General features: G+C 61.3%; 21 protein-coding genes. 10 read left to right on the top strand and 11 right to left on the bottom strand.

The features are described from left to right. Window positions 1-272: 272 nt before the first annotated feature. A complete protein-coding gene (locus tag PQR42_RS29255; RefSeq protein ID WP_408219471.1) occupies window positions 273-1,673 on the top strand; it encodes a GntP family permease in 1,401 nt (466 codons plus the stop codon). 485 nt (window positions 1,674-2,158) lie between these two features. Here the strand turns inward: PQR42_RS29255 and PQR42_RS29250 are convergent, their stop codons facing one another. From PQR42_RS29250 to PQR42_RS29225, 6 genes are all read right to left on the bottom strand, one after another. Then, a complete protein-coding gene (locus tag PQR42_RS29250; RefSeq protein WP_408387009.1) occupies window positions 2,159-2,785 on the bottom strand; it encodes a nucleoside/nucleotide kinase family protein in 627 nt (208 codons plus the stop codon). A gap of 136 nt (window positions 2,786-2,921) precedes the next feature. Continuing rightward, complete coding sequence (locus PQR42_RS29245; protein ID WP_408387010.1) at window positions 2,922-3,797, bottom strand: sugar phosphate isomerase/epimerase family protein; 876 nt, start codon at window positions 3,795-3,797, stop codon at window positions 2,922-2,924. Then, window positions 3,794-4,825 (bottom strand): ABC transporter permease, encoded by a 1,032-nt coding sequence (locus PQR42_RS29240; protein WP_408219462.1) that lies wholly within the window; start codon window positions 4,823-4,825, stop codon window positions 3,794-3,796. The genes PQR42_RS29245 and PQR42_RS29240 overlap by 4 nt, the downstream gene beginning before the upstream one ends. Further along, window positions 4,822-5,835 (bottom strand): ABC transporter permease, encoded by a 1,014-nt coding sequence (locus tag PQR42_RS29235; RefSeq protein ID WP_408387011.1) that lies wholly within the window; start codon window positions 5,833-5,835, stop codon window positions 4,822-4,824. Before PQR42_RS29235 ends, PQR42_RS29240 begins: the two co-directional genes overlap by 4 nt. Then, window positions 5,828-7,396 carry a sugar ABC transporter ATP-binding protein gene (locus PQR42_RS29230; protein ID WP_408387012.1) on the bottom strand — a complete coding sequence of 523 codons (1,569 nt, stop codon included), beginning with the start codon at window positions 7,394-7,396 and terminating at the stop codon, window positions 5,828-5,830. Before PQR42_RS29230 ends, PQR42_RS29235 begins: the two co-directional genes overlap by 8 nt. Before the next feature lie 116 nt (window positions 7,397-7,512). Beyond that, window positions 7,513-8,505: a substrate-binding domain-containing protein gene (locus tag PQR42_RS29225; protein WP_408219453.1), complete on the bottom strand. Its 993-nt coding sequence runs from the start codon at window positions 8,503-8,505 to the stop codon at window positions 7,513-7,515. Window positions 8,506-8,729: 224 nt separating this feature from the next. On the opposite strand from PQR42_RS29225, the gene PQR42_RS29220 reads away from it, so the two are divergent. Further along, window positions 8,730-9,785: a LacI family DNA-binding transcriptional regulator gene (locus tag PQR42_RS29220; protein WP_408219450.1), complete on the top strand. Its 1,056-nt coding sequence runs from the start codon at window positions 8,730-8,732 to the stop codon at window positions 9,783-9,785. A gap of 29 nt (window positions 9,786-9,814) precedes the next feature. Here PQR42_RS29220 and chrA read toward each other — a convergent pair whose 3' ends face one another. Both chrA and PQR42_RS29210 read right to left on the bottom strand, forming a co-directional pair. Further along, complete coding sequence (gene chrA / locus PQR42_RS29215; protein ID WP_408387018.1) at window positions 9,815-11,155, bottom strand: chromate efflux transporter; 1,341 nt, start codon at window positions 11,153-11,155, stop codon at window positions 9,815-9,817. 216 nt (window positions 11,156-11,371) lie between these two features. Then, window positions 11,372-12,349 carry a chromate resistance protein ChrB domain-containing protein gene (locus tag PQR42_RS29210; protein ID WP_408387013.1) on the bottom strand — a complete coding sequence of 326 codons (978 nt, stop codon included), beginning with the start codon at window positions 12,347-12,349 and terminating at the stop codon, window positions 11,372-11,374. Between the two features lie 383 nt (window positions 12,350-12,732). Between PQR42_RS29210 and PQR42_RS29205 the strand changes: the two genes are divergently transcribed. Continuing rightward, complete coding sequence (locus PQR42_RS29205; protein WP_408219444.1) at window positions 12,733-13,134, top strand: RidA family protein; 402 nt, start codon at window positions 12,733-12,735, stop codon at window positions 13,132-13,134. A 22-nt stretch (window positions 13,135-13,156) separates the two neighbouring features. On the opposite strand, the gene PQR42_RS29200 is transcribed toward PQR42_RS29205, so the two are convergent. Then, entirely contained in the window at window positions 13,157-16,693 is a 3,537-nt protein-coding gene (locus tag PQR42_RS29200) for an ATP-binding protein (RefSeq protein WP_408494317.1), read from the bottom strand. Between the two features lie 299 nt (window positions 16,694-16,992). Here PQR42_RS29200 and PQR42_RS29195 point away from each other — a divergent pair, with 299 nt between their 5' ends. From PQR42_RS29195 to PQR42_RS29165, 7 genes are all read left to right on the top strand, one after another. Continuing rightward, on the top strand, window positions 16,993-18,693 hold the full coding sequence (locus tag PQR42_RS29195) for a methyl-accepting chemotaxis protein (protein WP_408389285.1): 1,701 nt from the start codon (window positions 16,993-16,995) through the stop codon (window positions 18,691-18,693). 402 nt (window positions 18,694-19,095) lie between these two features. Beyond that, window positions 19,096-19,704: a DinB family protein gene (locus PQR42_RS29190; protein ID WP_408389283.1), complete on the top strand. Its 609-nt coding sequence runs from the start codon at window positions 19,096-19,098 to the stop codon at window positions 19,702-19,704. A gap of 307 nt (window positions 19,705-20,011) precedes the next feature. Beyond that, window positions 20,012-20,263 (top strand): hypothetical protein, encoded by a 252-nt coding sequence (locus tag PQR42_RS29185; RefSeq protein ID WP_007178686.1) that lies wholly within the window; start codon window positions 20,012-20,014, stop codon window positions 20,261-20,263. Between the two features lie 341 nt (window positions 20,264-20,604). Beyond that, entirely contained in the window at window positions 20,605-21,597 is a 993-nt protein-coding gene (locus PQR42_RS29180) for a DedA family protein/thiosulfate sulfurtransferase GlpE (protein WP_408213454.1), read from the top strand. Between the two features lie 90 nt (window positions 21,598-21,687). Next, complete coding sequence (locus PQR42_RS29175; RefSeq protein WP_408213457.1) at window positions 21,688-23,418, top strand: FAD-dependent oxidoreductase; 1,731 nt, start codon at window positions 21,688-21,690, stop codon at window positions 23,416-23,418. 156 nt (window positions 23,419-23,574) lie between these two features. Further along, window positions 23,575-23,850 (top strand): hypothetical protein, encoded by a 276-nt coding sequence (locus PQR42_RS29170; protein ID WP_408213460.1) that lies wholly within the window; start codon window positions 23,575-23,577, stop codon window positions 23,848-23,850. A 97-nt stretch (window positions 23,851-23,947) separates the two neighbouring features. After that, window positions 23,948-25,183: a winged helix-turn-helix domain-containing protein gene (locus tag PQR42_RS29165; RefSeq protein WP_408213463.1), complete on the top strand. Its 1,236-nt coding sequence runs from the start codon at window positions 23,948-23,950 to the stop codon at window positions 25,181-25,183. Between the two features lie 20 nt (window positions 25,184-25,203). On the opposite strand, the gene PQR42_RS29160 is transcribed toward PQR42_RS29165, so the two are convergent. Together PQR42_RS29160 and PQR42_RS29155 are read right to left on the bottom strand one after the other, a co-directional pair. Then, entirely contained in the window at window positions 25,204-25,803 is a 600-nt protein-coding gene (locus PQR42_RS29160) for a LysE family translocator (protein ID WP_408389281.1), read from the bottom strand. Window positions 25,804-25,994: 191 nt separating this feature from the next. Next, window positions 25,995-26,252, bottom strand: a complete 258-nt coding sequence (locus PQR42_RS29155; RefSeq protein WP_132383474.1) for a hypothetical protein — start codon at window positions 26,250-26,252, stop codon at window positions 25,995-25,997. Window positions 26,253-26,347 lie beyond the last annotated feature (95 nt).

Below are 26,347 nucleotides of genomic sequence, written 5' to 3'. Positions count from 1 at the left end.
CATTTCGTAGACAAGCTTATCTCATTGGCGAGATCGCCAGCAAGCCTGCAGCATAAGGGTTTAACCTCGGTTTGGCCTATCTTCGGCCAATTTGCGTCCCGTTTTAGAGACGTTTGGGTACAATCGGCCCGATCACGTTTCGACCTTCGGTCCGCGAAATCAGGCGGCTGGCCGTTGCCGTGTGCGTGGCACGGAACCTGCATTTGCCCGGCGCCGTGCCGTCGCACCCTCGGGACGGCGACCATGTAGAACAACCAAGCTTTGGAGACTCAATGTCCTTTGTCATCGTCCTCGCCGCGCTGGCGTTTCTGATGTTTGCCGCTTATCGCGGCTACAGCGTCATTCTATTTGCGCCGATCGCCGCGCTCGGCGCCGTTCTGCTGACCGACCCGGCCGCTGTCGCGCCGGTTTTCACCGGCATCTTCATGGAGAAGATGGTCGGCTTCGTGAAGCTCTACTTCCCGGTGTTCCTGTTGGGCGCCGTGTTCGGTAAGGTCATCGAACTGTCGGGCTTCTCGGAATCGATCGTGGCCGCCGCAATCCGCTATATCGGTCGCTCGCGCGCCAATGCGGTGATCGTTGCGGTATGCGCGCTGCTCACCTATGGCGGCGTCTCGCTGTTCGTGGTGGTGTTCGCGGTCTATCCGTTTGCCGCCGAACTGTACCGCCAGAGCAATATTCCGAAGCGCCTGATGCCTGGCGCGATCGCGCTCGGCGCGTTCTCGTTCACCATGGATTCGCTGCCCGGCACGCCGCAGATCCAGAACATTATCCCCACCACTTTCTTCAAGACGACGTCGTGGGCCGCGCCCGCGCTCGGCGTGATCGGTTCGCTGTTCATCATCGTAGTCGGCCTCACGTATCTGGAATGGCGCCGCCGCTCGGCGATGGCGACCGGCGAAGGTTACGGCACGGAACTCGTCAACGAGCCGGAGCGCGTGGAATCGAAGCAACTGCCGCATCCGTTGCTGGCGGTCGCGCCGCTGGTTCTGGTCGGTGTCGCGAACTTCCTGCTGACCCGCTGGATTCCGAACTGGTACGGCGCGTCGTACACCGTGGCACCGGACATCCTGCCGGGGATCCACGCACCGGTCACGACCACGATCAAGGCCGTGGTCGCCATCTGGGCCGTTGAAGGCGCACTGCTCCTCGGTATCATCATGGTCGTCGTGACGGCGTTCAACCGCGTGCGCGAGCGCTTCGCAATCGGCACCAAGGCGGCGGTGGCGGGCGCGCTGCTGGCTTCGTTGAATACGGCGTCGGAATATGGTTTTGGCGGTGTGATCGCAGCGTTGCCGGGTTTTCTGGTGGTCAGCGACGCGTTGAAGAGCATTCCCAATCCGCTCGTCAATGCAGCCGTGTCAGTGAGTTCGCTGGCGGGTATCACGGGTTCGGCGTCGGGCGGCATGAGCATCGCGCTCGCGGCCATGTCCGACACGTTCATCAAAGGTGCGGAAGCCGCGCATATTCCGATGGAAGTGCTGCACCGGGTCGTCGCCATGGCGAGCGGCGGTATGGATACGCTGCCGCACAATGGTGCGGTGATCACGCTGCTGGCGGTCACGGGCTTGACGCATCGCCAGTCGTATCGCGATATCTTCGCGGTCACGGTCATCAAGACGATGGCGGTGTTCTTTGTGATCGCGGTTTATTACGCGACGGGTTTGGTCTGATCGGGCGGGAGCTGGGCAAGATGTGCTGACACCGGCAAAGTCTAAGTTTGCTGCGGTCAGACTTTAGGGTCCGGAAAACACCCTCTGCACACTAAAACATATCTAAAATGTGCCCCGTCCCGCGACAGAAATTGGCCTCCTCAGCAAAGGGGAGGCCGAAACCTGTCGCGCTTTAGCTCCCTTTTCAACTCCTGAGCCCAGCTCGACGCGCCTCCAACATCGCCTTTTATCGCACAGCGAAAGGTCTGTCGGAGCAACCTGCAGCGGAGAGACAGAAGGTCCGACTCCAAGGTCGAATCGCACCGGCGCAAGCATTCCACCAAGTGCTTGAAACTCCGCCTCGCCGTGTGCCCATTTCAACGTCCAGCGCTTGATTGATTCCATCGTGAAGTTTTATCGATGTTCAACCGGAAATCCATCGTTACTCGAGGAAGGCAACGCATGGTGCATCGCCTCGTGGGGTGCATAGAATCCCTGAATGCGCGTTACGATGACCACTGGAATTGAACATCGGCACGCTCTCTGGTTAAATCAATCAAGGTCGCGTTCACTTCGTCAGTTTTCTGAACCCACTGTTCAACTGCAGCCTGGTCCCGGCCGAAACCAATATGCCGACTAACAAGACGCTGCCGTCGCAGGTCTGGGTCGACGTTGACATACCAAACTTCGTCGAGCAACGGTCGCGCAGCTTTCCAATGGCCATGCTCGAGAAGAAGGTAATTCCCTTCAGTGATTATAAGCGGTATATCTGGCGCCACAGGGATTGCGCCGGCGATGGGTTCTTCAATTTCCCGGCGAAATGTGGGGGCGTAGATTGTTTCGTCGTGACGCTGGTCACGCAGGCGCCTCAGAAGTGCAATATACCCCGCACTGTCAAACGTATCTTCCGCACCTTTGCGGGATGCGCGGCCGAGCCGTGCGAGTTCGACATTCGCAAGATGAAACCCGTCCATCGGCACAACCACTGCCTTTCCGGGAAAAGCATCAAGGATTGCTTGCGCCAGTGTCGATTTTCCGGCGCCCGGCGCACCAACCAAACCGAGGATATGCCGCCGCCCGTCAGCAATGAATTGGTGCAGGCGACCGAGGTAGCGGTCTTCAATCGTCGACATAATCCAAGGTATTCCAAAAAAATGACGGTCGGCGAGAACTCTTCTTATCCTCGCCGAGGACCGATTGCCGAGCCGCCCGCGTCAGCGTTTCTCAACGCTTTGTGCTGTCGCGACACTGACTTCACCCGGCAGGCGTCTAGTGGTGCGTTTTTGCTTTCGCGGCGGCGTTGATGCCACCCGCGATGAACTCCCGCGCATGTTTGGCCAAGTCCATACCGTCGTCCCACAAGTTGCGCCAGATTGCCAACGCATTGGACAACTGCTCGTTGACGACCGTCGACGAGAAGCTCTCAAAAGTCACGACTCCCTTGTAGTCAATCATGGCGAGTGCATGGAAAAACTGAGAGAAATCGATAGTCCCTGACCCGAGGTACCCGCGATTGCTTTCCCCGATATGAACGTAGCCAAGACGCTTGCCACATTGCAGAACCGGTTGCATGAAATCGGATTCCTCAATGTTCATGTGATACGTATCGAGATGAACGACGACATTGGGCGCATCGACTTCGTCAATCATGGCAAGCGCCTGCGATGCGGTGTTCAGCAAATTGCTCTCATAGCGATTTACCACTTCAAGCCCAAGCGTCACGTTCTTCTTCAACGCGAAATCGGCAATGCGCTTGAGCGAATCAATCGCGTTACGGCGGCCTTGCCTGGTAACCGGCGCGTTGTATTTTCCCATCGCGCCGTAAAGAATCCCGCCGAAGTAGCCTCCACCCAGCTCGGCCGTGACGCTGATACCTTCCTCCAGCATCGAAACTCCGCGTGCGACCGTAGCAGAATCCTCGCTGGACACGTCCGCATCAAAGGTGAGACCGCGCGAGCAACCGATATCCAGCTCATGCTCTTGCAGCAAATCCCGCGTGAGCGCCAGGTCCATGACCTTCGGACCATGCAAGGACAGTTCAGCCAGGTCGAACCCAGCAGCTTTGGTCTGGCTCAAAACCTTGCGAGTCGATTCGGGGGTGAGGTCGCCAGCCCATACCAGTGCGTGTACGCCAAGCTTATTCATTGTGTCACTCCTTCAGATGCGGTCACGCGCCTGCGGACCAAAGTTTTCGAAATGCCGTTCGCCCATGCCCAACGGAAGAGCATCACAGCAAGCAGGAAGACACCCCACAACGCAGTAGCCAGGTGTTGGTTGGCGCCGAGCAAATTGAGGCCAGAAGCGATAACCTGCAGAATCACGAGTGCAATCACGACCGGAACCACGCGGCCAAAGCCGCCGAATGGGTCGACGCGACCCAGGAAGCACGCAAGCACGGAGATGAGCAGAAAGGCCTCGCCATGGCCAACGCGCACCGAGTTGAACTGGGCCGCCATCACCACGCCAGCGACGCCGCACATCAGCCCCGACAGCATGTAAATTCGGGTGACGGCGCGTGTCGTCGCGATGCCGGAATATCGCGTTGCTTCCAGATTCGAACCAATCATGCGTGTGGCGAAGCCTAGCCGCGACCGTGTCATGACAACGTGCCAAAGTAGTGCGCAGCCGAGAAAAATCAGGAGGGGAATGGGTACGCCGAGGAAGACACCGTTGCCCATTTCGCGCACAAACGGCGGGAACCCGGAGATGTCGCCTCCGCGTGTGAGGAACTCCCCCAATCCGCGCAAGAAAATCATCATCGACAAAGACACGAGGATTGGGCTTGCTCCAGTGCGCGCAATGACGGCACCCATCACCCAACCGGCTGCGGAGCCGGTGGCCAACGCGGCAGCAATGCCGAGGATGATGGCTACGGCGCCGGCGTCCGCTCCGCCATACGTATGAAGCACCCACGCCATCGCCAACCCCGATATGTTCGCGGTGAAAGTCACCGCGAGATTGAAGCCACCGGAAATCAAGGGCATCAACATCGCCAGCGTAAAGAACCCGAGTTCCGGCAACTGGAACGCTACCGACACGAATGTGCTTGCCGAGAAAAAGCGGTCAGACGCGAAGCTCAGGATTGCGATGACCAGGACGAGAAATCCAAGCAACCCGGCAACGTCTGCCGGTACGAGCGGCGCGGCCGCGCGTTGAGATGAGGACATTTTCATGACGAGGCCTTTACGCTTTGTGACGTGAATCGCGCTCCGACGAGCTTGGCGAAACCGCCGCTCGACAACGTAATAGCGATAAGAATGATGGCTCCGATAATCATCTTGAACGCGTACGGCGAGATGCCGAGCAGGTTCAGCCCGTTGGCGGTGATAGCGGTCAGGAGGATGCCAAGGATGGCGCCAAGGATTGTGCCGCGCCCACCGCCTAACCTTGCACCACCGAGCACCACAGCAGCGAGCACATCCAGTTCGCGGCCGTAAAATGCGTTCGGAACGACTTCCTGCACGTAGTGGGCTTGCATGAGTCCGGCAATCCCGGCCATCATGCCGAGCCAGCCAAAGGCGATGTAATGCATCGCACCTATGTTGACCCCCACGCGTCGCGCCGCCTCGGGGTTGTCGCCCATGGCGTAGAGCTGTCGACCTGTTGTCGTGCGTCGCAGCAGAAACCATGTTGCTACGACCATGACGACCATCACGGCCACAGGCAGTGCGAGATTCGCATTACCACTCGCGGTGTTGAAATGGATGATAGAGACTCTATTGGTCCACCAGTCCGGCAGGTCGTAGATGGACACCCCGCCCGTGAGAAACATCAATCCACCGAAAAACACGTTGAACGTGGCAATCGTCACGACAATCGAGACGATACGAAATCTGTAGATAATCGTCGCGTTGATGGAGCCAAGCAGGAACCCGAAGCAGGCAGACACAATGAAGCCGAGCGCCCAGTTGCCACCGCCGAGCCGCATCACTGTCAAGGCAGTGAGGTACTGGACCACCGATGCGCCGACGGCGAATGAGATATCAATGCCGCCAGCAATCAGCACGACCAGTAGCCCGACTGCGAAAATGATGTTGACGGAACTCTGATTAAGCAGGTCGAACAGGTTTGGAAGAGTAAGGAATGTTGAGGTTGAAAGGCTGAGGCCAATCACCATGATGGCGATAACGAGAATCAGCAGGGCCTCAATCGAACCGATTCCGAGTTTGCGAAAATCAGGCATGGACGTCTCGCTCGATTTGTTCCATCGTTGTCGTTCCCGGCACGTACTCTTTAACAATGCGGCCGTCGCGCATATGCAGAATTCGGTCGGAGTTGAAGTAGACCTCCGGAATTTCGTCCGATATAAGCAAGATGGCCATACCCTCGGCAGCGAGCTTGTGGATGATGGCGAAGATGCCAGCACGGGCGCCGACGTCGACGCCTACGGTGGGCGAATCCAGGATTAGGAGCTTCGGGTTTGTTGCCAGCCACTTGGCGAGCACGATGCGCTGCTGGTTGCCACCTGACAGTGTTGAGACTGCGTCGTCCGGTTTCCCGATTTTCACGGCCAGTTGCTGAATCCAGTCTTGAATCAGCGCGTTTCGCTTTTTGGAAGCGATGAGATGAGTGCCGTCCAAAAGGTTGTCCAACACCGCCGCGACCGTGTTATCTCCGATTGATTGCGGCTGTACCAGTCCGAGTTGGAGGCGGTCTTCAGACACATAAGCTATACCTGCGCGGATAGCATCACGATTTGCGCGCAGCGAAATCACTTTTCCGTCGAGCCGGATGGAACCCGCACCTGGGCGCGTCATTCCGAAAAGCGACAATGCTACTTCCGTTCTTCCCGCGCCAAGGCGTCCCGTGACGCCGAGAATCTCGCCTCGTCGCACTTTGAACGACACGTCGTGGTATTGACGGGCTCGTGACAACCCCTGTACCTCCAGCACAACCGGCGCGTTCGTCAGGTCTGTCGTGCGTACTTCATAGTCGAAAGTGCGGCCCGTCATCAATTCCGTGAGGCGAGTTTGCGTCATCCCTTCGGTAGGAAAGGTGCCGACGTACTGTCCATCGCGGAAAACGGTCACGCGGGTGCAGACGTCTAGCACTTCAGCGAGCCGATGGCTGACGAACACCACGGCAATTCCGTCCGCGGAAAGCCGCCGGACAATTTTCAGCAGAGCTTCGGTCTCGGCATGACTGAGCGAGGCAGTCGGCTCGTCCATGAAGACAAGACGTGCGTCGCGAACAAGCGCTCTGGCGATTGCCACGACTTGGCGCTGGGCGATTGATAGCGAGCGAACAGAACGGTTGAGGTCGATGGAGACTCCGAGCCGCTCAAGAATCCGGCCTGCCGCCTCCTTCATCTTTCCGTACCTAACGATGCGCGGACGAGACCCTAGGTTCTGCTCGAAAGCGATGTTCTCCGCGACTGTCATTTCGGGGAAAAGCGCCAGGTCTTGCCAGATGACCTGAATACCGAGGTCACGGGCCCTCGCCGGATCGAGACCTTCGATTGACTCACCGTCCATGAGCATCACTGCGCCAGCTTCCGGCTGATAGACCCCACTGATAATCTTGATGATGGTGCTCTTGCCGCAGCCATTCTCACCCGCAAGGCAGAGTACTTCGCCGGGCATGATGTCGAACTTCACGGCCCGCAGCGCCTTAACGCCGCCGAAGATTTTGGAGATGTTCTCGAGCTTGAGCAGTGGCGTAGGGTCGGCATCGCGCGCGGCTGATGCCGTGTTCGCATCACCTCGCTGAGAACGAAGGGGGTTTGGGGAAGCTGGCTGACTCATGGAAACGCTCCGATGGTACTTGCACGTGACCGGCTTGAGACCAGATGTGTCGTACCGTTAACTTCCGGGTGAGCAGCGCTACAGCTGCGCTCACCCGTTCGGCAAAAGGATTGCGGTCAGAGGCCCATCTTTGCGAGGTCGTCAACGGTTTTGGCGTTGAGGTCCACCAGTTGGTCGACAATCAGGTTGTGACCGTCGGGGTGAACAACGCCCAGACCTGGGATGTTCGTGCCGTCCTTAATCGGCTGACCCTTTACGAGCATCACACCCAGCGTCACAAACACTTCGCCAGCTACTTCCGGATTCCACATGTACCCGCCGGACAGCACGCCATCATGGACGAGCTTTCGGCCTTGTCCAGGCGAGAACGGCCCGAGAACCAGAACCTTTCCTTTCGCCTGCTGCTCCGCGACGGCGCGAGCTGCCCCAATGGGGCCCTGGCTGCCGAACGCGAGGATGCCCTTCAAGTTAGGATGAGCGCGCATCAGGTCGAGCGCAGTCTTGCGCGACGCGTCCACGTCTTCAGCGACGCCGTAGCGGTCCCCAACGAGGGTCATCCCGGGATAGTTGGCTTTGATATAGGCGATCGCCGCATCCGCCCAGGCGTTATGGAGCGGCACCGTCAGCGAACCGACGAAAACCGCGTATTCGCCCTTCCCGCCCAACGCCCCACCAAGGCGTTTTCCGTAGGCTTCGCCGAACCCTTTGGACGAGGCCAGTTCAAAGTCCCAGTCCACGTTCTGCTGCTTCGGGGACTCGTGGGTGATGACCTTGATACCGGCGGCTCTGGCGCGCTGAAGAACGGGTTCCAAAACCTGTGCGTCGTTCGGCACGACGCCGATGACGTCCACGTGTTGCGCAATCAAGTCCTCGATTGCTCGCACCTGAAGCGCAGGGTCAGCGCTCGTTGGCCCGACCATGAATGCCTTGACGCCGAGCTGGTCTGCGCGCTTCTTGATTCCCGCTTCCATGGCGTTGAACCATGGAATGCCTCCAATCTTCACAACAACACCGATTACCGGCTTGTCAGGCGAGGCCGATGCAAAACTCGTCGTCAAAGCGAGCGCGACTGCGCCAGCACCCAAAGTGCGGATGATGTTCTTGAACATGTCTCCTCCGGTAGACGCCTGGGCACGCAGACGCCCGAAATGAGTGTTAAAAGGCCCGACTTCGTATTTTGCTAAAGTTGCTAAATCCATTTAGCAGTTCGGGTGGGTGTATGCTGAATCTATTTAGCAGTTCGGTCGAGCCGGAAAAACCCTGGTATTGGGTACAGTCGGGAAACGGCTACCTTTTCGGGACATAACGGCGCAAATGCCCTCGGAGCAACTTGATGGCAAGCAGCAACCCCGGACGCAAGTCCACGATTTATGACGTCGCAAAGGCGACAGGTTCCTCGACGGCTACGGTCAGCATGGTGTTGAACGGCAGTTGGGTCCGCTATCGAATCAAAGAGGAGACTGCGAACCGAATACTCGAAAGCGCCCGCCAGCTTGGGTATAACGTCAACATGAAAGCTCGAGGATTGCGGCTGTCGCGCTCAGGGCTGGTCGGCATGGTTCTTCCCCACTATCGGAACCGTTTTTTTGCGGGACTCGCCGAGACCTTCGAAGAGCAGGCTCGTACTCGTGGGCTTTGCCCAATAGTTGTGGGCACTCAGCGCGACCCTGCAGTCGAGGTGAGCGTGACTGAAACACTCCTTTCGCAGCGGGTTGAACTGCTATTTATCGCCGGCGTGCGAAACCCAACACCGTTGAACGAGCTCTGTTCGGCTGCAGGTGTCCCTTCCATCAATCTGGACCTGCCTGGTGACGGTGCGCCGTCGGTCGTATCCGATAACCGCAAAGGCGCTCAAGCTATTACGGGCGTGCTGATTGAAAAGCTGCTAGCACGCGGCGCTGCGCCAGACGAGTTGGTCTTGCTAGGAGGTGTAGCGGATGAATATGCGACCGAGATGCGTATCGCAGGATTCAGAGACGCTTTCGAAGCTCGTCAAATGACGCCTGCTGCAGATGCAATCGACTGCTGTGGATATAACGCCGCTGCTGCCAAACGCGCACTCACAATTCGCTATGAAAAACTTGGGCGACTTCCAGCCGGTTTGCTGATGAATTCGATTACCGCCTTTGAAGGGGTGGTTCAGTTCACGTCGACGTTGTCGCCTGACGCGTGGAAGTCCGCGGTTGTTGGCTGCTTCGACTGGGACCCATTCGCGGCAAATCTACCTTTCGACGTGACCATGCTGCGGCAGGACGTGCAAACAATCATTTCTGAAGCGTTCACGTTGTCCGAAAACTATGACCCAACGGACCGGTCTCTGATTCTCGTGCCAACAGGTCTGGGCAAGAAGTTTGAAGAAGCCGAGCAAACGAAGGAGTTTGACCGATAACTTCGGCCTGGAAATGGTTGCGGTCACAGTCAAACAAACAGTCTCAGTGCGAGTCCGATGACACCGCATGTAAGCACGACTGGTATCACCCCGACCTTGAACCGGAACAGTGCGATACCGGCAGCCACACCGATAAGCAGCGAGGGCCATTCGAATCCGCCCTGCATGCCATGTGGCCACAACACGTGTAGGGCGAAAAACACGGCGAGGTTCACGATGACGCCAACCACAGCGGAAGTGATGGCTGTCAACGGCGCAGTAAATTTCAGATTACCGTGGGTCGTTTCGATGAAGGGACCGCCGAGCAGAATGAACAGGAAAGACGGCAGGAACGTAAAGAACGTCACGACGATGGATGCGGCGACAGCAGAGGCTAATATTGCATCCGGTCCGAACACTGCCTTGGTCCAGCCACCAACGAAGCCGACGAAGGAAACCACCATGATGAGCGGTCCAGGCGTGGTCTCTCCGAGCGCCAGGCCGTCTATCATCTGCAGTCCGGTCAGCCAATGGTAGTTATCGACGGCACCCTGGTAGACATACGGCAACACCGCATACGCGCCGCCGAAAGTTAGCAGGGCGGCTTTCGTGAAGAACCAGGCCATTTGCGTCAGTGTTCCTGCCCAGCCGTAGGTGAGTGAAAGTGCCGCGATGGCCGCGAGCCATATAAGCATGAAGGTCGCAAGCACGACAGTGAATCGCTTCCATGTGAAGAGCGCGTGTCGCGGGGTGGGCGTGTCGTCGTCAAGCAGTGCGGGACCAAACGCCTTGTCACCCGACTTGTGTCCTCCGCCAACTACGAATCTGGATGGAGCGTACTTACCTCCAAAGTGACCCATGATGCCGGCCACCAGAACGATGAGAGGAAACGGGACGTTGGCTACGAAGATAGCAAGGAATGCTGCCGCAGCAATTAGCCATAGCCACGCGTTCTTCAGTGCGCGAGAGCCAATCCTGTACGCGGCGAAGACGACAATCGCCGTGACCGCCGGCTTGATGCCGTAAAGCACGCCTGCCACAGCCGGAACACTGCCGAAGGCCATGTAGACCCAGGATAGTCCTATCAGGATGAAAAGCGACGGCAGGACGAAGAGGCCTCCTGCAATTACGCCACCCCAAGTGCGATGCATCAGCCAACCGATGTAGGTGGCAAGCTGCTGCGCCTCTGGTCCGGGAAGGACCATGCAATAGTTCAATGCGTGCAGGAATCGCTTTTCAGAAATCCAGCGTTTTCGCTCGACCAGGTCCTGATGCATGATGGCAATCTGCCCGGCCGGACCTCCAAAGCTTATAAAGCCTAGCTTGAGCCAGTACCAAAGCGCCTGGCCGAAGGTCACCGACTCGACCGCCTGAATGCGCTGATTGCTCATTTCGTTATCTTGCGCCAGTTGACTTTGTTGCACTTGAAACTCCGAATGCTTCAGCTTGCGATTGAATGTTCAGCGGTGTGCCGGTACCACGGCGGCATCACCCCAGACCGTTGTTGTAAGTCGCGTGGGCGGTGACTGTGACGCTGGCTTTTTCCATGGTGATTGGCAACGGACACTAAACGGAGAAAACAACTGCGGAAGCATTCTGAGGCCCGTTCACCTCCGTCGCTTGGCTGCTCCCTTTTCCGCCGCAGCAAAATGCGCGAGCAGCGAGTCAAGCATTTGGCTCATTTCGTTCAGCAGTTCGTCGTCGCTCAGGCCGCGCTGTGTGGCGCCTGTCATCACTGCCTCAAATCCGGCCGCCTCGGGAACGGCGATGCCACCGACATCGAGCGAGTGAACCATGCTGGCGAGCCCTGCCACACCCGGCTCCTCGTCGATACCGAAGCTGGCCGCTAAAACTTCAAAGGTCACGCGTTCATTGATGTGCGTGAAAGTGGCGCCATCAAAATCAAAGCCGACCGCGTCCGGGGGGCAATCATCCGGAGAGGCGAGCCACTCGAAGCGGGCGTCGCGGTCGACGAACCGCCTGATGAGCCATGCGCTTGCCACGCGGTCGACCCACAGCCGCCGACGGGTGGCCCAAACACGGCCTTGATACTCGCTAGGCTTAAAACGCTTTATCGTGCCTTCGGTCTGATGGGGTTCACCGGGGGACAGCACCGCGTCGGCAGCTGTGACGAAGTCTTGCCAGGCTGACTGAGCACGAGCCGTCGCTTCGTTCGGAAAGAAATCGATACCCGAAAGTGATTCAAATTCCTTTCGCGTTTTTCGCAGGACCTTGGCGATGTCCGCAGGCGCAAGGCTCGCGAGCGACTTTCGAGTTTCGTCGAGTGACCGGCGGAGCGTCGCATATTCGTCGGCTCTGTCGAACAGCCCCCGGAATTCCTGCTCCTGCACCGCATCGCGGCTTGGGAACCGCATCAGATAGGCTGTGCCCCCCGCCTGGCTAATACCCTCGCACATTTCTCCCATCTCGCCACCCGCGCCTTCTCCGTCCGGAAGCAGATACACCCCGTCCCGCAAGACGGCGCAGCCTCTGGTTTTCAAGGCGCGCCAATAACGCATGCGCGCGGTTGCGTTGTCGGTCGGGAGCGTGAGCACGAGGAGTAACCAGTCGGTCATTTCGTTCATGTTACGTAATCTACATTACGGTTACGTCAGCTACAAATCATTTTTGCTTTGTGCGCGGTTCACGCCTACCATTCGTCGCGGGAACGGGTGGCTCACAGTTCCCGCACCGCCAATCCGTGTTTTCAGATTGCGCATGTGGTCGGCGAATGTAACGCCGCAGCCGAGAGAGGTGTCTCCGGCAACTTGTCCAGCCAAACTTCCCTTCCGCCAAATCGCGAGGAGATGGCTAGGCCCGGAAATTCACCGAGCAATTATCCAAACTTTCGCGGGGTATCAAACTTCAATGTCGGCGTCTCCAGCAATGCCGGCAACGCGTCGGCATCGGGAGTTTTGATCGGTTACCTTGTCATCCCGACATCCGATCTTGCCCAGCACACCCCGCCATGAACTCAGCTCCTTCTTTCTGGATGATTCCCTCAGCACCCACGCCGGTCGGCCCGTTCTCGCATGCTGCCGAGGCCGATGGCTGGGTCTTCCTGACCGGCCAGATGCCGACCTCCCCGACCGACGACGCCGCACCGCTTCCCGAAGGTGTCGTCGCCCAAACCAAGCGCGTGATGGACAATCTCGTGCTGGTGCTCCAAGGGCTGGGCCTCGGCCTGCAAAACGTGGTGGCCGCACGCATCTTCCTGACCGAGTTCAAGCGCGATTACGCGCCGATGAACGAGATCTATCGCGCCTACTTCCCCGCCGATGCGCTGCCCGCGCGAACCTGCATCGGCGTCACCGCTCTGGCGCGCGACGCGCTGGTCGAAATCGATTTCATCGTCAAACGGCCAGGTTGAGCCGGCAAAGCAGAATGGCGGGTCAATGCGCCGACTCCTCGTCGAGTCCATAGTGATCGGATAAGGCTTCGTGCAACGAGATCGCGAGTTCGTCCATCTCGGTGATCCAGCGTCCGCTGTCGTTGCATAGCCGTTGCAACCGACGGCATTGGTCGACGAACTGCGGCTCCTGCACGACGACAAACGCGCCGCTCGCGCTATGCGCCCAACCGGCCAACGCCTGCACGTCTTCCTCTTCGACGATGGCGAGCAGCCTCGGCAGATCTTTTTGCAAGTGCTCCTTGAGCATCGCTGAGTAGCGCGCCTTGTCGTCCGCGCTGAGCGTATTCCCTGCGTTGGGAGCGGGAGCCATCGCCTTGGCAGGCGCTACGTTCTCCGGAGCCACCTGCGGTGGTGCCGAAGCCGGTGCCACCTCCAGCAACGCCGCTTGCAACTCGCTCAACGACGCTGGCTTGGCCACATACCCGCTAAAGCCGCGCTCGCGCCAGTTGTGCGCCTCCTCATGTTCGGCCACGGCGCTGAAGGCGAGCACCTGCACGGTCTCACGCAACTTGCGCAGCGCGGCCAGCAGTTCGTAACCGTCCATCTCCGGCATGTGGACGTCGGTCAGCACCACCTCGAAACCTGTCTGTTCGAACAACCTCAGCGCGTGTTTGCCATCATGGGCGATCGTGGGCACGCATCCCAACTCGACCAGCTGTTCAGCGATCAGATTCTGGATCAAGGGATTGTCTTCCGCGACGAGGACCGGGAGACCTCGCAGCGTCGGATGGATTCCCACCGAATCAGCCCCTGCCCATGCGGCGGTCGGCGCCGAAGTCGCGGACGTGCCCTCGCGCGCCAGTTCGATCGCCGACAGAATCGCCGTCCGGCTGAATTCAGTCACCTCGAGCACGCCGTCGCCGCGCGCCTCGGGATGATGCGGGCCGCTACGCGTGATCCACACGACGCCGACCGGCCGCAAAGCACGCAGCGTGGCAATCACCTCGAGATCGTATTCGCCGGAGACGATCAACAGATCAGGGGGAGCATTCACGCGCAACCACGCTTGCGCAACGGCCGGTGAGGTCACCAGATGTCCCGCCCAGCCTCCGCGCTTCAGCCAGCGGTCCATCAACTCGCCGGCTTCCTGCTCCTGTGACAGGACGAGCACCGTCCCACGCGGTTCGGGAACCGCCGCCGGCGCGAGCGAATCGACGGGCGGCTTGGCGAGCGGAATCGTCACGCGAAACGCGCTGCCCACGCCGGGCACGCTATCCACGGCAATCCGGCCGCCCATCAGCTCGCATAAGCGCGCACAGATCACCAAGCCGAGTCCGGTGCCGCCGGCACCGCGCGAAGCACCCAGCTCGCCTTGCGCGAACGGCTTGAAGAGCCGCGCCAGCGTTTCCCCGTTCATGCCGGCACCCGAGTCGGAGACCCGACAGGTCAATATTGCGCGGTCCGGTGGATCGTCCGTCACTTCGGCACGTAACGTGATCTTGCCGGTCGAGGTGAACTTGAACGCATTGCTCAGCAGGTTGTTGACGATCTGCGCGATACGCATGCGATCGCCGATCAAGGTCTGGTCGAGCGTCGGCGACAAGAGCGCATAGAAACGGATCGCGCGGTCGCCGTGCATCGGTGCATAGGACAGGGCGATGTTTTCGAAATCGTCGATGAGACGAAACGGTTCGCTGACCAGCAACATCTCGCCAGCATCGATCTTCGAAAAGTCGAGAATGTCGTTGACGACGCGGCGCAGCGCACCTGCTGCAAGGTCCAATGTGGCGAGCCGTTGCGAATGCGCCTCGAGACCGGGCGTACGCGCGAATAGTTCGAGATTGCCGAGCAGCGCGTTCAACGGGGTACGGATTTCGTGGCTCATCGCGGCAAAGAAATTCGTACGCGCACGCATCAATGCCTCCGATGTTTGCTGTGCGTGCCGCAATTGCTGCTCGAGCATGGTCTGCGCGGTGACGTCGAGAATCGCGCAGAACAGCACGTTCTCGCCAGCGTAACGCGCGGGCGCGTAAATGAATTGCAGAAACCGCGAGGGCGCGCCGCCGCCCTTGTCTGACGGCGACTGCGGCTCCGCCTGCTGCCCCGTTTGCGATTGATGCGGAGACTGCGGCGGCGCCAGCGCCGGCTGCGTGGGCGCGACAAATGCAGCCACCCGCGCGAACGCCGTGGCCGGCGTCTGCTCCGGCGCCCGAGCCAGAAACTCGCTGACGATATGCGGCGGGAGCCGACTGCCGTCGGCCTCGATACCGAGCAACTCGGTTGCAAGCGCGTTGGTGGTCAGGACTGAATAGTCACTCTGCCGGACAATGCACAACCCAACCGGTGTCGCGCTGACGAGAATATGGTTGAGGGTTTCGCTTTGCAGCGCGCGCGACGTCTCCGCAAACGAATTGCGTAACAGCCGCAGGCCGAAATAGCGAGCCATCAGCGCAATCGCCAGCAGGATGAGCGCCGTCAGGCTGCCAATCGCTGCCAGTTGCCAGCCAAGTGCGACGGTCAGCGCGCTCCATGGTATGTAGCCGACCAGGAGGCCAAAGCCCGGCCCCAGCGGCACGTGAAAAATCGCGCCTTCGCGGCCGTAGTGAAAGACGTGGGTTGGCGTAGCGGCTACGGACTGTTGCAGCAGGTTGACCATTGGGCCGTCGAGCGGCGTCGACGACACGGCGATGCGGCGGTCCGCCGTCATCACCAGATTCACGCCCTCGTTGTCAGGTGGCGCGATACGCGATGCGAGCGCGTCCAGCGATATGTTCATGCTGATTAGCGTGGTCGGCGTGTCGCCGTGATAGTAGGCGCTCACCGCGGAAATCACGGGCCGGTTCTGCAGCGGATCGCGGTACGGTCCCAGCCAGACGCGCTCGCCTTTTCCCGGCACGCGCTTGCCGGTTTGCGCCTCAAGCTGGCGCTCGATCGTCTCGCGCAGCAAGATCACGATCGTCGATTGCGGCGCAGGGGTAGCAGGCTGATCGGGCTTGCCGGCCTGACCCACGAGCGGATGCGCCAGCGAAGGCAGGATCGCCGCATAGTCTTCGTTCAGCCCGATCAGCGTCGCCCGTTGCCGCAGTTCAAAAGCCTGCTGGGTCACTAGCGTCGATTGCGCCGATTCGTAGAGGCGCCCGAGTTTCTCGCCCAATTGCGGGCCCCACGCGTTGCGCGTGGCCTCGCCGACCACCATGTCGAAATCTGAATCGACGCCATCTATCTTGCCGAGCGCGGCGCCGGTCTTCAGAATCGCTTGCTGTATGGCGGGGGGGGGGCCCCGCGCGCCGGCCGCGCCATAGTAATAGTCGAGCGTCGACTCGGCCCGCCGCAGGAACGACTCCTCCTGGTGCAAGAGCAGGGAGATGTCGGTGGCATTCTGCGACGCGAGGGTGCGACGATAGTCGAGCTGCTTGAGCCCGGCGACGACAACCAGCACGAGCGCGAAAATCAGCACGATCAGCATCAGCGAACCGATCGTCGCCAGATACAGGCGCTGTTGGCGCTTCGCGTTCTGCGCGAGCGTGGCGAAAGCCTGCGCCAACGACTCTTGAGTACGATCGAGGATCTTCTGCATCAGCTCGCGTGAGTAGCGGATTCGCGCGGGCAGACCGCTGCGAAATCGAGGGGCGAGATGCGTCTGCAGCCCTTATACGGGCGCAGTGTAGACCTTTTGAACGCATCACGCGACGCATCCGGCACCGTTTCATGCAGCCATTCACGCTGCGTCAAACAACCCTGCATTAACGGCTCAATCCGGTCTAAACCTGAGTGGTTTACTGGGAAACCCTCAAGACTGCGGGGTTAATTGCCGATATTCCTTGCAACCATGTAAGCGCCGCGCCCACGCGCGGGCTAGCACCAGCAAGGAAAGCCATGCGCAATAACCAGCCTGTCACCGGGCACGAGTACGAATTCCCGTCGTCACACATGCTTGTTTCCGCGACCGACCTGACCGGCCGCATCGAGTACTGCAATCCGGCCTTCATCGCCGTCTCGGGCTTTACGCGCGACGAACTGATCGGCCAGCCGCACAACCTGATCCGCCATCCGGACATGCCGCGCGAAGCCTTCGCCGACATGTGGGCGACGATCCGTGATGGCCGTCCCTGGACCTCGCTGGTGAAGAACCGCCGCAAGAACGGTGATCACTACTGGGTGCATGCCAACGTCACGCCGGTGGTCGAGAAAGGCGCAGTCGTCGGCTATTTGAGCGTGCGCGTGAAACCGGAACGCGACGCGGTGCGTGCCGCCGAAGCGCTGTACGCACGCATGCGCAGCGGCGAGTCGCGCGGCGTGCAGTTGCGCCGCGGCGTGGTGGTGCGCACCGGCGTACTCGGGCGTCTGCAGGCGCTGATGCGCCTTCCTGTCGCCACGCGTGCGGCAATCGGTTACGCGATCACGCCGCTGGCGCTGCTGCTCACCGGCCTCGCGGCATGGGAAGGCGCGCCGCCTGTGCCGTTCTGGATGGCGTTCGGCGTCACCACGGCGGTCAGTATCGTGTCGTGGCAGGTGCTGACGCGACAACTCGCCGCGCCGATCCGCGACATGTCGGGATTCGCCACGCGTCTGGCCGCCGGCGATCTGACCGCCGATCTGCAGATCGCGCGCCACGACGACCTCGGCGACGTGCTGCAAGCACTGAACCAGTTGAAGGCGAATCTCGCGGCCATCGTCTACGACGTGCGCGCTCAGATCACCGGCATGCTCGACAACGCGCGCGAAATTTCCAGCGGCAATGTCGATCTCGCGAGACGCACGGAGTTGCAGGCGGCGTCGCTTGAAGAAACCGCGGCGACCATGGAAGAGTTGACCACTACCGTGCAGGCCAACGCCGACGCGACCGTGCGCGCGCTCGATCTGGCGAGAGACGCCCAGGCGGCGGCGGCGGTCGGCGGCAAGATCGCGGGCCAGGTCGAGCAGACCATGGCCGGCATCACCGCGGCATCACGGCGTATCGCCGACATTACCGGCGTGATCGACGGCATCGCGTTCCAGACCAATATCCTCGCGCTGAATGCCGCGGTCGAAGCCGCGCGCGCCGGCGAAGCAGGCCGTTCGTTCGCGGTCGTCGCGAGCGAAGTGCGCATGCTGGCGCAACGCTGCGCGGCGTCGTCGAAGGAAATCAAGTCGGTGGTCGAAGCGAGTGCCACCGAGGTCGCGGCCGGCACCGAACTGGTTGCGCGGACTACGTCGCAGATGCGCGTGATCGACGAGGCGGTAGGCCGCGTGTCGTCGATCATCGTCGACGTGGCGAACGCGAGCAGCGAGCAGGCCGAAGGGATTCGCCAGGTCAACCAGGCGGTCTCGCATCTGGACGGCGCCACGCAGCAGAACGCGGCGCTCGTCGAGCAGGCGGCGGCCACCGCGCAGCGTCTGGCGGAACAAGCGGACGTGCTGGATGAAGCGGTGCGTCTGTTCACCGTCGCCGACGCAGCGCCGGCGCGACGCGCCGCCGGCACGAAGCGTCAGGCGTTCACCGCTGATGCGGCGCAAACGTCGGCGTCTGAGATCAAACGACAGCGTGCGCCAGTCACCGCACACGATGTCGAGCAGGAAGAAGCTGCATTGATCTGATAGATCGGCGTTACTCCCACCTCGACAGTCCAGTATTGACGCAGCACGATGGCACCGTCAGCGCCCAGTTGTTTGCAAGGGCAGGCTGACCCGAGTAACAACGGCGTTTAGCGGCCCGCCCCCTCCGTGGACGGGCCTATTTTTTTGGGCTGACGCTGATGTGCGCAGTTGAGGACGGTTGAGGTTTTGGCTTGGATCATTCGTTGCCGCCCGTGGCCCGTGCAGCGGATAAGTGAAACGGTGAGGGAATACGGGAGCGCGTCTTCACGAACTCGCCGCACGTCGATGCCTCGCGCCAAGCGATGCTACGCTAGACAGGCAGCGCATCCATTCTCGCGCCACGTGTTCCCACGACGACGCGCAAGCGCACCCTCCTGCCGATTCCCGCCACCGGAGGCCGACGTGACCCCTTCCGACTCGCCACGCGTCAATCCGCTGTCTTCGCACCTCACCGCCATGGCGCGCAACAACGCATGGTCGAACCTGCGCCTCTACCGCGCCTGCCTCACATTGACCGACGAAGCGTTCGCCGAGCTCAGGGTGAGCTTCTTCCCGTCGTTGCAGCTCACGTTGAATCACATCCTTCTGGTGGACCGTTACTACTTCGATGCGCTGATCGGCGGCGGCGCGGGCCTCACCATTTTCGACAACGAATTGCCCTATCCGCGCGCAGCCGACCTGTGGGATGCACAAGCGCGGAGCGACCAGCAACTGCTCGCCTTCTGTGAATCGCTCACCGACGACGATCTGCAACGCGAAGTCCAGATCGACCGCGGCCCGTCGATCGGCGTGCAACGCGAGCAGGTCGGCAGCGTACTGCCGCATGTTTTCGTCCATCAGATCCATCATCGCGGGCAAGTTCACGCGATGCTGAGCGGCACACCGGCCGCCCCGCCGCAGCTCGACGAGTTTTTCCTCGCCGCCGACGCACCGCTGCGCGTTGCCGAAATCTGCGATCTGGACAGAATGCGCGAGGCGCGAACCACGCCGCGCGCCGCCCATTTCCCCTAACCGGAGCGCGCGTCAGCAGCGTGACAGTCAAGAAGAAGAATCGCACCGTCACGGGGCACGAAAAATGCATCCGTCGTTGCCGGGAGTCGCGTTAAACTGGTTGTTACGGCGGGACGTCACGAACATGCGTTGCCCGGCGGGCCACGCCAGTCAACACGCTTGGCGGCGTAAGGCACGCAGGCAGGTGAACGGGCAAATGCGCGGCAACCATGCGGGCAACTGCCTGAAGCGTGACGGTGGCGAGACAGACGCCGCACCATCCTGCCCGTACAATGGTTCGATCAACAACGGAACAAGGACAACTTCGATGCGCACTACCGGGTCCTCCGGGTCAATGGCCCTGCTCACCGAATACGACGACGCAACGGCGCGCGAACTTCGCTCGCTGCGCCTCGAATCGACAGAAGACGGCAAAGGCATTCTTTTGATCGAAGTCGATGAGCGCAAGCCAGGCATACACCGCGAAGTGCGCTACGAAATCACGCCAGCCGAACTGATTGCCGCGATTCGCGCACACGGCGCCGAATTGCCGGGCGAACAGCACAATCATCGTCAATGAAATCCGCCACGCGGCATTGCACTTTCAGTGCGAATGCCGCGTGCCGCTTCAGCATCACCGGCCTCAAATTGCTTGCTGAGCGGGCGTCTGCGCACGTCAATCGGGCATTATTTCCGCTTCAGCAACGCCGCGCGAGATTCACGCCTTTTCCGTTTTGTTCAAGTCGCGCAACTAATGCGTCTTTCAAGCGGTTCAGCGTACTTGAGATAGCGCTTTCCATACCCAAGTAAAGGGCATCTTTTCAGGGCGTTTGCACGTCTTGAAAATGCGTCCATAATCCTTGCATTCTCCTTCGCATTCCCTACCTGCGCCGCGCCCGAAAGGGCTGCGGATGTAAGCCAATGCTACATGATCTCGTCGAGCAATATGGGCCGGCGCTCGTGTTCGTGAACGTGCTCGCCGCCTCGATCGGTCTGCCAGTTCCGGCGATGCCGTCGCTCGTGCTGTTCGGGGCGATGGCCGCCATGCATCCCGGTTCCGTGGGCACGCAGTTGGCGCCGGTGCTCATCCTGTCGATATTCGCCACGCTGATCGGCGACAGTGCGTGGTATTTCGCTGGCCGTATGTACGGTGGCAATACGCTGAAAACGATTTGCCGCCTGTCACTCTCGCGTGACACCTGCGTAAAAAAGACCGAACGCTTTTTCGGCCGCTGGGGCGTGCGCGTGCTGGCCGTGGCCAAGTTCGTGCCGGGACTGTCGATCGTGTCGATCCCGATGGCGGGCGCCATGGGCACGCGCTACCGCACGTTTCTCACTTACGACAGCATTGGCGCGGCGTTGTGGTCCGGCACCGGCCTGATCATCGGCGCGTTGTTCGCGAGGCAGATCGACATGCTGTTCGCCATGGCCGGGCGCCTTGGCCGCACGGCCGCGCTGGTCGCCGTCGGCCTGCTGCTGGCGTATGCCGCATATCGTTGGATGCGCCGGCGTCAGCTGATTTCGAAGCTCGCCACCGCGCGCATCGAAGTCGACGAACTGGCGTCGCTCGTGAAGGCCGGCAAAACGCCGGTGCTGTTCGATATCCGTTCGCACGAGAAGCGTGCGCTCGATCCGTTCGTCATTCCGGGCTCGCAATTCGCCGACGAGCGGCAACTCGACGAGATCGTCGCAACCTATCCGCACGATCAAAAAGTGGTGATTTACTGTTCCTGCCCGAATGAGATTTCCGCGGCATGGATGGCCAAGCAATTGAACGAAGCCGGCTTCTCCGATGTGCTGCCGCTGCGCGGCGGCATGGAAGCCTGGCGCGACTCGGGCAAGGCGGTGGATTCGCTGCCCAACACGCCGCCGCCCGACGTGGCGGTCGACGACGTCGCGCCGAAGGCCGTGTAGCGCAAGCAGCGCACCTGGATTCGCGCCTTCGGGCGCCGCGCCGCTTCGCCTCTCGTTCGATCCATCAATGAACACCGAAGGAGCGGTTCAATGCTTTCGACTCAAGAACCTGAAGTGCAACAAGCGGTAGGGCAACAGCAGGACGTCGTCGCCGACGCGCCGTTTTCGTCGCTCTCGACGCGCATGCATCAGATGTTCCCCGCCCTCACCTGCGCGGAAATCGGCCGTCTGCGCAAGTTCGGCGAGATTGGCCACTGGAAGGCCGGTGAACTGTTGTTTGAGACCGGCCTCACCGGTCCCGGCATGTTCGTGGTGCTCGAAGGGCGCGTGAAAGTGTATCAGCGCGACGGCATCGGGCGCGAAGTACTGATCAACGAACATGGCGCCGGGCATTTCCTTGCCGAAGTCGGTCAATTGTCGGGACGACCCGCGCTGGTCAACGGCATGGCGCTCGGTTCGGTGGAAGCGTTGCTGATTCCGCCGGAGCGGCTGCGCGCGTTGATCGTCGCCGAAGCGGAACTCGGCGAGCGCATCATGCGCGCGCTAATCCTGCGGCGCGTGTCGCTGATCGAAAAGGGCGCGGGCGGGCCGATCCTGATCGGCAATAGCAGCGACGCCCGGCTCGTCATGCTGCAAGGCTTCCTGTCGCGCAACGGCCATCCGCATTCCGTGATCGACGAACGCGACGAAGACGCATTGCGTCTGATCGAGCAATTCGCCGCGCAAAAAGAAGACATGCCGCTGGTCATCTGCCCGGACGGCTCGGTGCTGCGTCATCCGAGCATGCCGGAACTCGCCACGTGCCTCGGCTTGCTGCCCGATCTCGACGACGCGCATGTATACGACGTCGCGATCGTCGGCGCCGGACCGGCTGGGCTCGCCACCGCGGTGTACGCGGCCTCCGAAGGCCTGTCGGTAATCGTGCTCGACAGCCGCGCGCCAGGCGGCCAGGCCGGCGCGAGTTCGCGGATCGAAAACTATCTCGGCTTTCCGACCGGCATCTCCGGCCAGGCGCTGGCGGGCCGCGCGTTCGTGCAGGCGCAGAAATTCGGCGCGCACGTCGCGATTCCGGTCAACGTGAAGGCGCTGCATTGCGCGGAGCGGCCGCATCGGCTGGAACTGAAGTGCGGCGGCCATATCACGGCGCGCGCGATTGTGATCGCGAGCGGCGCGGTCTACCGGCGTCCGGCGCTCGAAGGGCTCGACCGCTTCGAGGGACGCGGCGTCTACTACTGGGCGTCGCCGGTCGAAGCCAAGCTGTGCAAGCGCCAGGAAGTCGTGCTGGTGGGCGGCGGCAACTCGGCCGGTCAGGCGATCGTCTATCTGGCGACGCATGCGGCGAAGGTCCACGTGCTGATCCGGCGCAGCGGTTTTGAAGCCACCATGTCGCGCTATCTGATCGACCGGATCCGCTCGCTGCCGAATGTGTTCGTGCATCCGAACTCGGAGATCGGCCGGCTGGATGCCGACGAAAGCGGTTTGTCGTCGGTCGCCCTGAAAAAGCCGTTGCCCGACGGCACCGATCATTTCGACACGCGCCATCTGTTCCTTTTCACCGGTGCGGATCCGAATACCGACTGGCTGCGTACGTGCGGCGTGGAACTCGACGAGAAAGGCTTCGTGCTGACCGGCACGAGCGCCGACGGCGCGTCGGTCTGCGATCTCGCGACGACGGTCGAGGGTGTGTACGCAATCGGCGACGCCCGCGCCGGCTCGACCAAACGGGTGGCGGCGGCCGTCGGCGAAGGCGCCGCCGTGGTCGCGCAGATCCATCAGCTGCTGGCGGTGTCGGCGGGAGAAGCGGTCCCGCTGGGCGCCTGAATGCTCTGAACCGCCCGCCGGCCTTGCAGCCGCCGGCGGGTAACCTGCTGTTACACACGCCTTCAACTGGTTGCACCTGGCTTGCTTTCTGTCTCGTAATATTGTCGTCAGCCATTCGACAGCGAATGACCGGTTCTTTCGACACTGGAGACAAGCATGATCCAACGCGCGATCGTTTTCGCCGCCTTCGGCCTTGCCGCCGCCTGCGCATCGACTGCCGCCTCGGCGCGGGTGGACGTCGGCGTGTTCGTCAACACGCCGGGGCCGGTGTACGCGGCGCCGCCGGTTTACTATGCGCCGCCGCCGGTCGTATACGCGCCGCAACCGGTCTACGGTTACGGCTACCGGGACGACTACTATCGCGGCCGCCACTGGCACCACGATCATGGCCGCCATCGCGGCTGGGATCGGCATCACGGCCGTGGGTGGTAAAGGCAAGTTTGGGCGCTTCACGCTACAGTAGCGGCTGCTAATCTAGGCCGGGCCTTGTGTCCGCCCCCATCGCAGTCACTCACTGATCGACGCCCGCGTGAAGACTCTTTCGCTTTCCGCCGCACGCACCCTGCATCTGGCCGCACAAGGTTTGCTGACGCCGCCGCGCCGCAAAGCCGTCAAGGCCGACGTGCTCGACACGATCCGCCGCATGGCGCAATTGCAGATCGACACGATTCACGTCGTCGCGCGCAGTCCCTATCTCGTCTTGTTCAGCCGGCTTGGCGCCTATCCGCAGCAATGGCTCGACGAGCATCTCGCCGAAGGCAAGCTGTTCGAATACTGGTCGCATGAAGCCTGTTTCGTGCCGATCGAAGACTACGGCCTGCTGCGCCATCGCATGCTCGATCCGAGCGGCATGGGCTGGAAGTACGCGGTCGAGTGGCACAAGAAGCATCGCAAGGACATTGAGAAGCTGCTCGCGCACATTCGCACGACGGGTCCGGTGCGCTCCGCGGATTTCGCCCGCGAGGCGGGCAAGGGCAACGGCTGGTGGGACTGGAAGCCGGAGAAACGCCATCTGGAAGTGCTGTTCGCGATTGGGCAACTGATGGTGGCCGAGCGGCGCAATTTTCACCGCGTCTACGATCTGACCGAGCGCGTGCTGCCGGATTGGGACGACGCGCGCGATCTGCCGCCCGCGCACACCGTGACCGAAGCCGTGTTACGCCGCACCTGCCGCGCGCTCGGCGTCGCGCGCGCCGATTGGGTCGCCGATTACTACCGGCTGCCGCGCCGTCCGTACCGCGACGAACTGCATGCGCTCGCCGACCAGGGCGAGCTGATCCCGGTGCGCGTGGAAGGCTGGAAGCAGGACACGTACGTGCATCAAGACTTCGCCGCGATACTCGACGATGCCGCAAGCGGCAAGCTCTCGTCGACGGTCACTACGGTGTTGTCGCCGTTCGATCCGGTGGTGTGGGATCGCAAGCGCGCGGCGGCACTGTTCGACTTCGACTACGCGATCGAATGCTATACGCCGGCGGCGAAGCGCAAATATGGTTACTTCGTGTTGCCGCTGCTGAGCCGCGGCCGGCTGGTCGGCCGCGTGGATGCGAAAGCGCACCGGACCCAAGGCGTGTTCGAGTTGAAGTCGCTGCACATCGAACCGGGCGTGCGTCTGAGCGCCCGTCTCGCCGGCGATCTGCGCCGCGCGTTGCAGCGCTGCGCGGATTGGCACGGCACGCCGCAACTGCAAATCACCTCCGCGCCGCCCGAATGGCTCGACGCGCTAAGCGTCGACGACGCCTTAGGCGACAGCGTGGCCGCCTGAACGCCGCATCAGGGCCGCGCTCAATGCAGCGCCGCCCAAGCAAGCGACAAGGAAAACACGCCGAGCACGATCGAAGCGCCGCGCTGCATCTTCACCGGATTGAGCCAGGTGAGCCTGCCGCTGCCGAGCGCCGCGCCGAACGCGATCCACGCGAGTGCGATCGGCACCAGCAGGCACGCGAACATCAGCATCGAGAAGGCGTAGGCGGGCAGGTGCGCGAAAGCGATAGCCGGAAAGATCGTGCCGGCGAACAGCAAGCCCTTCGGATTGAGCAGCGTCGCCACGAATAACGTGCGCATGCCGCTCGCCCGCTGCGCCGAGTCGGGCAAGGCGACCGCCGCGCGCCACATATCGACGGCGAGATACGCGATGTACAAGCCGGCCGCCACGCGCAACAGCGAGGGCAACCAGGGCAGCGCATGCGCCGCCTGGACAAGGAAATGCCCCCACACGGAGATCGAGACGAGATAGCCGGCCAGTTCGGCGGCGATCAGCGGCAGCGAGCGCCGCACACCCTGGCGCAAGCCGGCCGCGGCAAGCAGTGTATTGGTGGGGCCGGGCGTAATCAGCACGACGACAATGCCGACGGCCAGCAACGCGATAGCAGACGCAGAGAGCATAAAAAAGGCGCAATGTTGGAGACAGTGCGCCTTTTTATCATAGACAGCGGCGGCGCCGAAATGCAGCGGGCGAATGCGATGATGAATCGCAGCCGCGTTATGCCGTCACACCAAACAGGAGCAACAGCCGTTCGACATCGGCATGCATGCCGATGCGAAACGCGCCGCCCACGGGCAGCGCGCCGATGCCTTTAGTGATCCAGCCTCGCGCGTAGCTCGCGAGCGGCTTCCAGCAGCCCCTCGTAACCCGAACGTGCATGCTCCGGCAGATCGGGGTCGCCGACAAACGTGCCGAGCGTTTCGATCAGGCTATACAGAATGCCCTTCGCGGCGCCGGACGCAATGCTGCCCGACGATACCTGCTGATCCACGTGACTGAGCGCTGCGTCGAGGTTTTCCAGATCGGGCCGGTCGCCCGTGGGTGGCTTAGGCGTTACGTCTTGCGTCATGATGAAACTTCGCTCCTGTTGATGCAGCGGTGAACAAGCCATCCTTTCATGTTGTTATATACCGATCGTGCGTTGCCGTCCATTCGTGAACGGAG

This window comes from Paraburkholderia sediminicola (assembly GCF_046027355.1).
GTDB lineage: Bacteria > Pseudomonadota > Gammaproteobacteria > Burkholderiales > Burkholderiaceae > Paraburkholderia > Paraburkholderia sediminicola_B.
The sequence above is the reverse complement of the archived record's forward strand: the minus strand, read 5'-3'. Positions and strand labels throughout refer to the sequence as shown.

Coding starts and splice junctions, on each gene's coding strand:
- PQR42_RS29255 (WP_408219471.1), top strand. CDS start 273: ATGTCCTTTGTCATCGTCCTCGCCGCGCTGGCGTTTCTGATGTTTGCC.
- PQR42_RS29250 (WP_408387009.1), bottom strand. CDS start 2,785: ATGTCGACGATTGAAGACCGCTACCTCGGTCGCCTGCACCAATTCATT.
- PQR42_RS29245 (WP_408387010.1), bottom strand. CDS start 3,797: ATGAATAAGCTTGGCGTACACGCACTGGTATGGGCTGGCGACCTCACC.
- PQR42_RS29240 (WP_408219462.1), bottom strand. CDS start 4,825: ATGAAAATGTCCTCATCTCAACGCGCGGCCGCGCCGCTCGTACCGGCA.
- PQR42_RS29235 (WP_408387011.1), bottom strand. CDS start 5,835: ATGCCTGATTTTCGCAAACTCGGAATCGGTTCGATTGAGGCCCTGCTG.
- PQR42_RS29230 (WP_408387012.1), bottom strand. CDS start 7,396: ATGAGTCAGCCAGCTTCCCCAAACCCCCTTCGTTCTCAGCGAGGTGAT.
- PQR42_RS29225 (WP_408219453.1), bottom strand. CDS start 8,505: ATGTTCAAGAACATCATCCGCACTTTGGGTGCTGGCGCAGTCGCGCTC.
- PQR42_RS29220 (WP_408219450.1), top strand. CDS start 8,730: ATGGCAAGCAGCAACCCCGGACGCAAGTCCACGATTTATGACGTCGCA.
- chrA (WP_408387018.1), bottom strand. CDS start 11,155: ATGAGCAATCAGCGCATTCAGGCGGTCGAGTCGGTGACCTTCGGCCAG.
- PQR42_RS29210 (WP_408387013.1), bottom strand. CDS start 12,349: ATGAACGAAATGACCGACTGGTTACTCCTCGTGCTCACGCTCCCGACC.
- PQR42_RS29205 (WP_408219444.1), top strand. CDS start 12,733: ATGAACTCAGCTCCTTCTTTCTGGATGATTCCCTCAGCACCCACGCCG.
- PQR42_RS29200 (WP_408494317.1), bottom strand. CDS start 16,693: ATGCAGAAGATCCTCGATCGTACTCAAGAGTCGTTGGCGCAGGCTTTC.
- PQR42_RS29195 (WP_408389285.1), top strand. CDS start 16,993: ATGCGCAATAACCAGCCTGTCACCGGGCACGAGTACGAATTCCCGTCG.
- PQR42_RS29185 (WP_007178686.1), top strand. CDS start 20,012: ATGCGCACTACCGGGTCCTCCGGGTCAATGGCCCTGCTCACCGAATAC.
- PQR42_RS29180 (WP_408213454.1), top strand. CDS start 20,605: ATGCTACATGATCTCGTCGAGCAATATGGGCCGGCGCTCGTGTTCGTG.
- PQR42_RS29175 (WP_408213457.1), top strand. CDS start 21,688: ATGCTTTCGACTCAAGAACCTGAAGTGCAACAAGCGGTAGGGCAACAG.
- PQR42_RS29170 (WP_408213460.1), top strand. CDS start 23,575: ATGATCCAACGCGCGATCGTTTTCGCCGCCTTCGGCCTTGCCGCCGCC.
- PQR42_RS29160 (WP_408389281.1), bottom strand. CDS start 25,803: ATGCTCTCTGCGTCTGCTATCGCGTTGCTGGCCGTCGGCATTGTCGTC.
- PQR42_RS29155 (WP_132383474.1), bottom strand. CDS start 26,252: ATGACGCAAGACGTAACGCCTAAGCCACCCACGGGCGACCGGCCCGAT.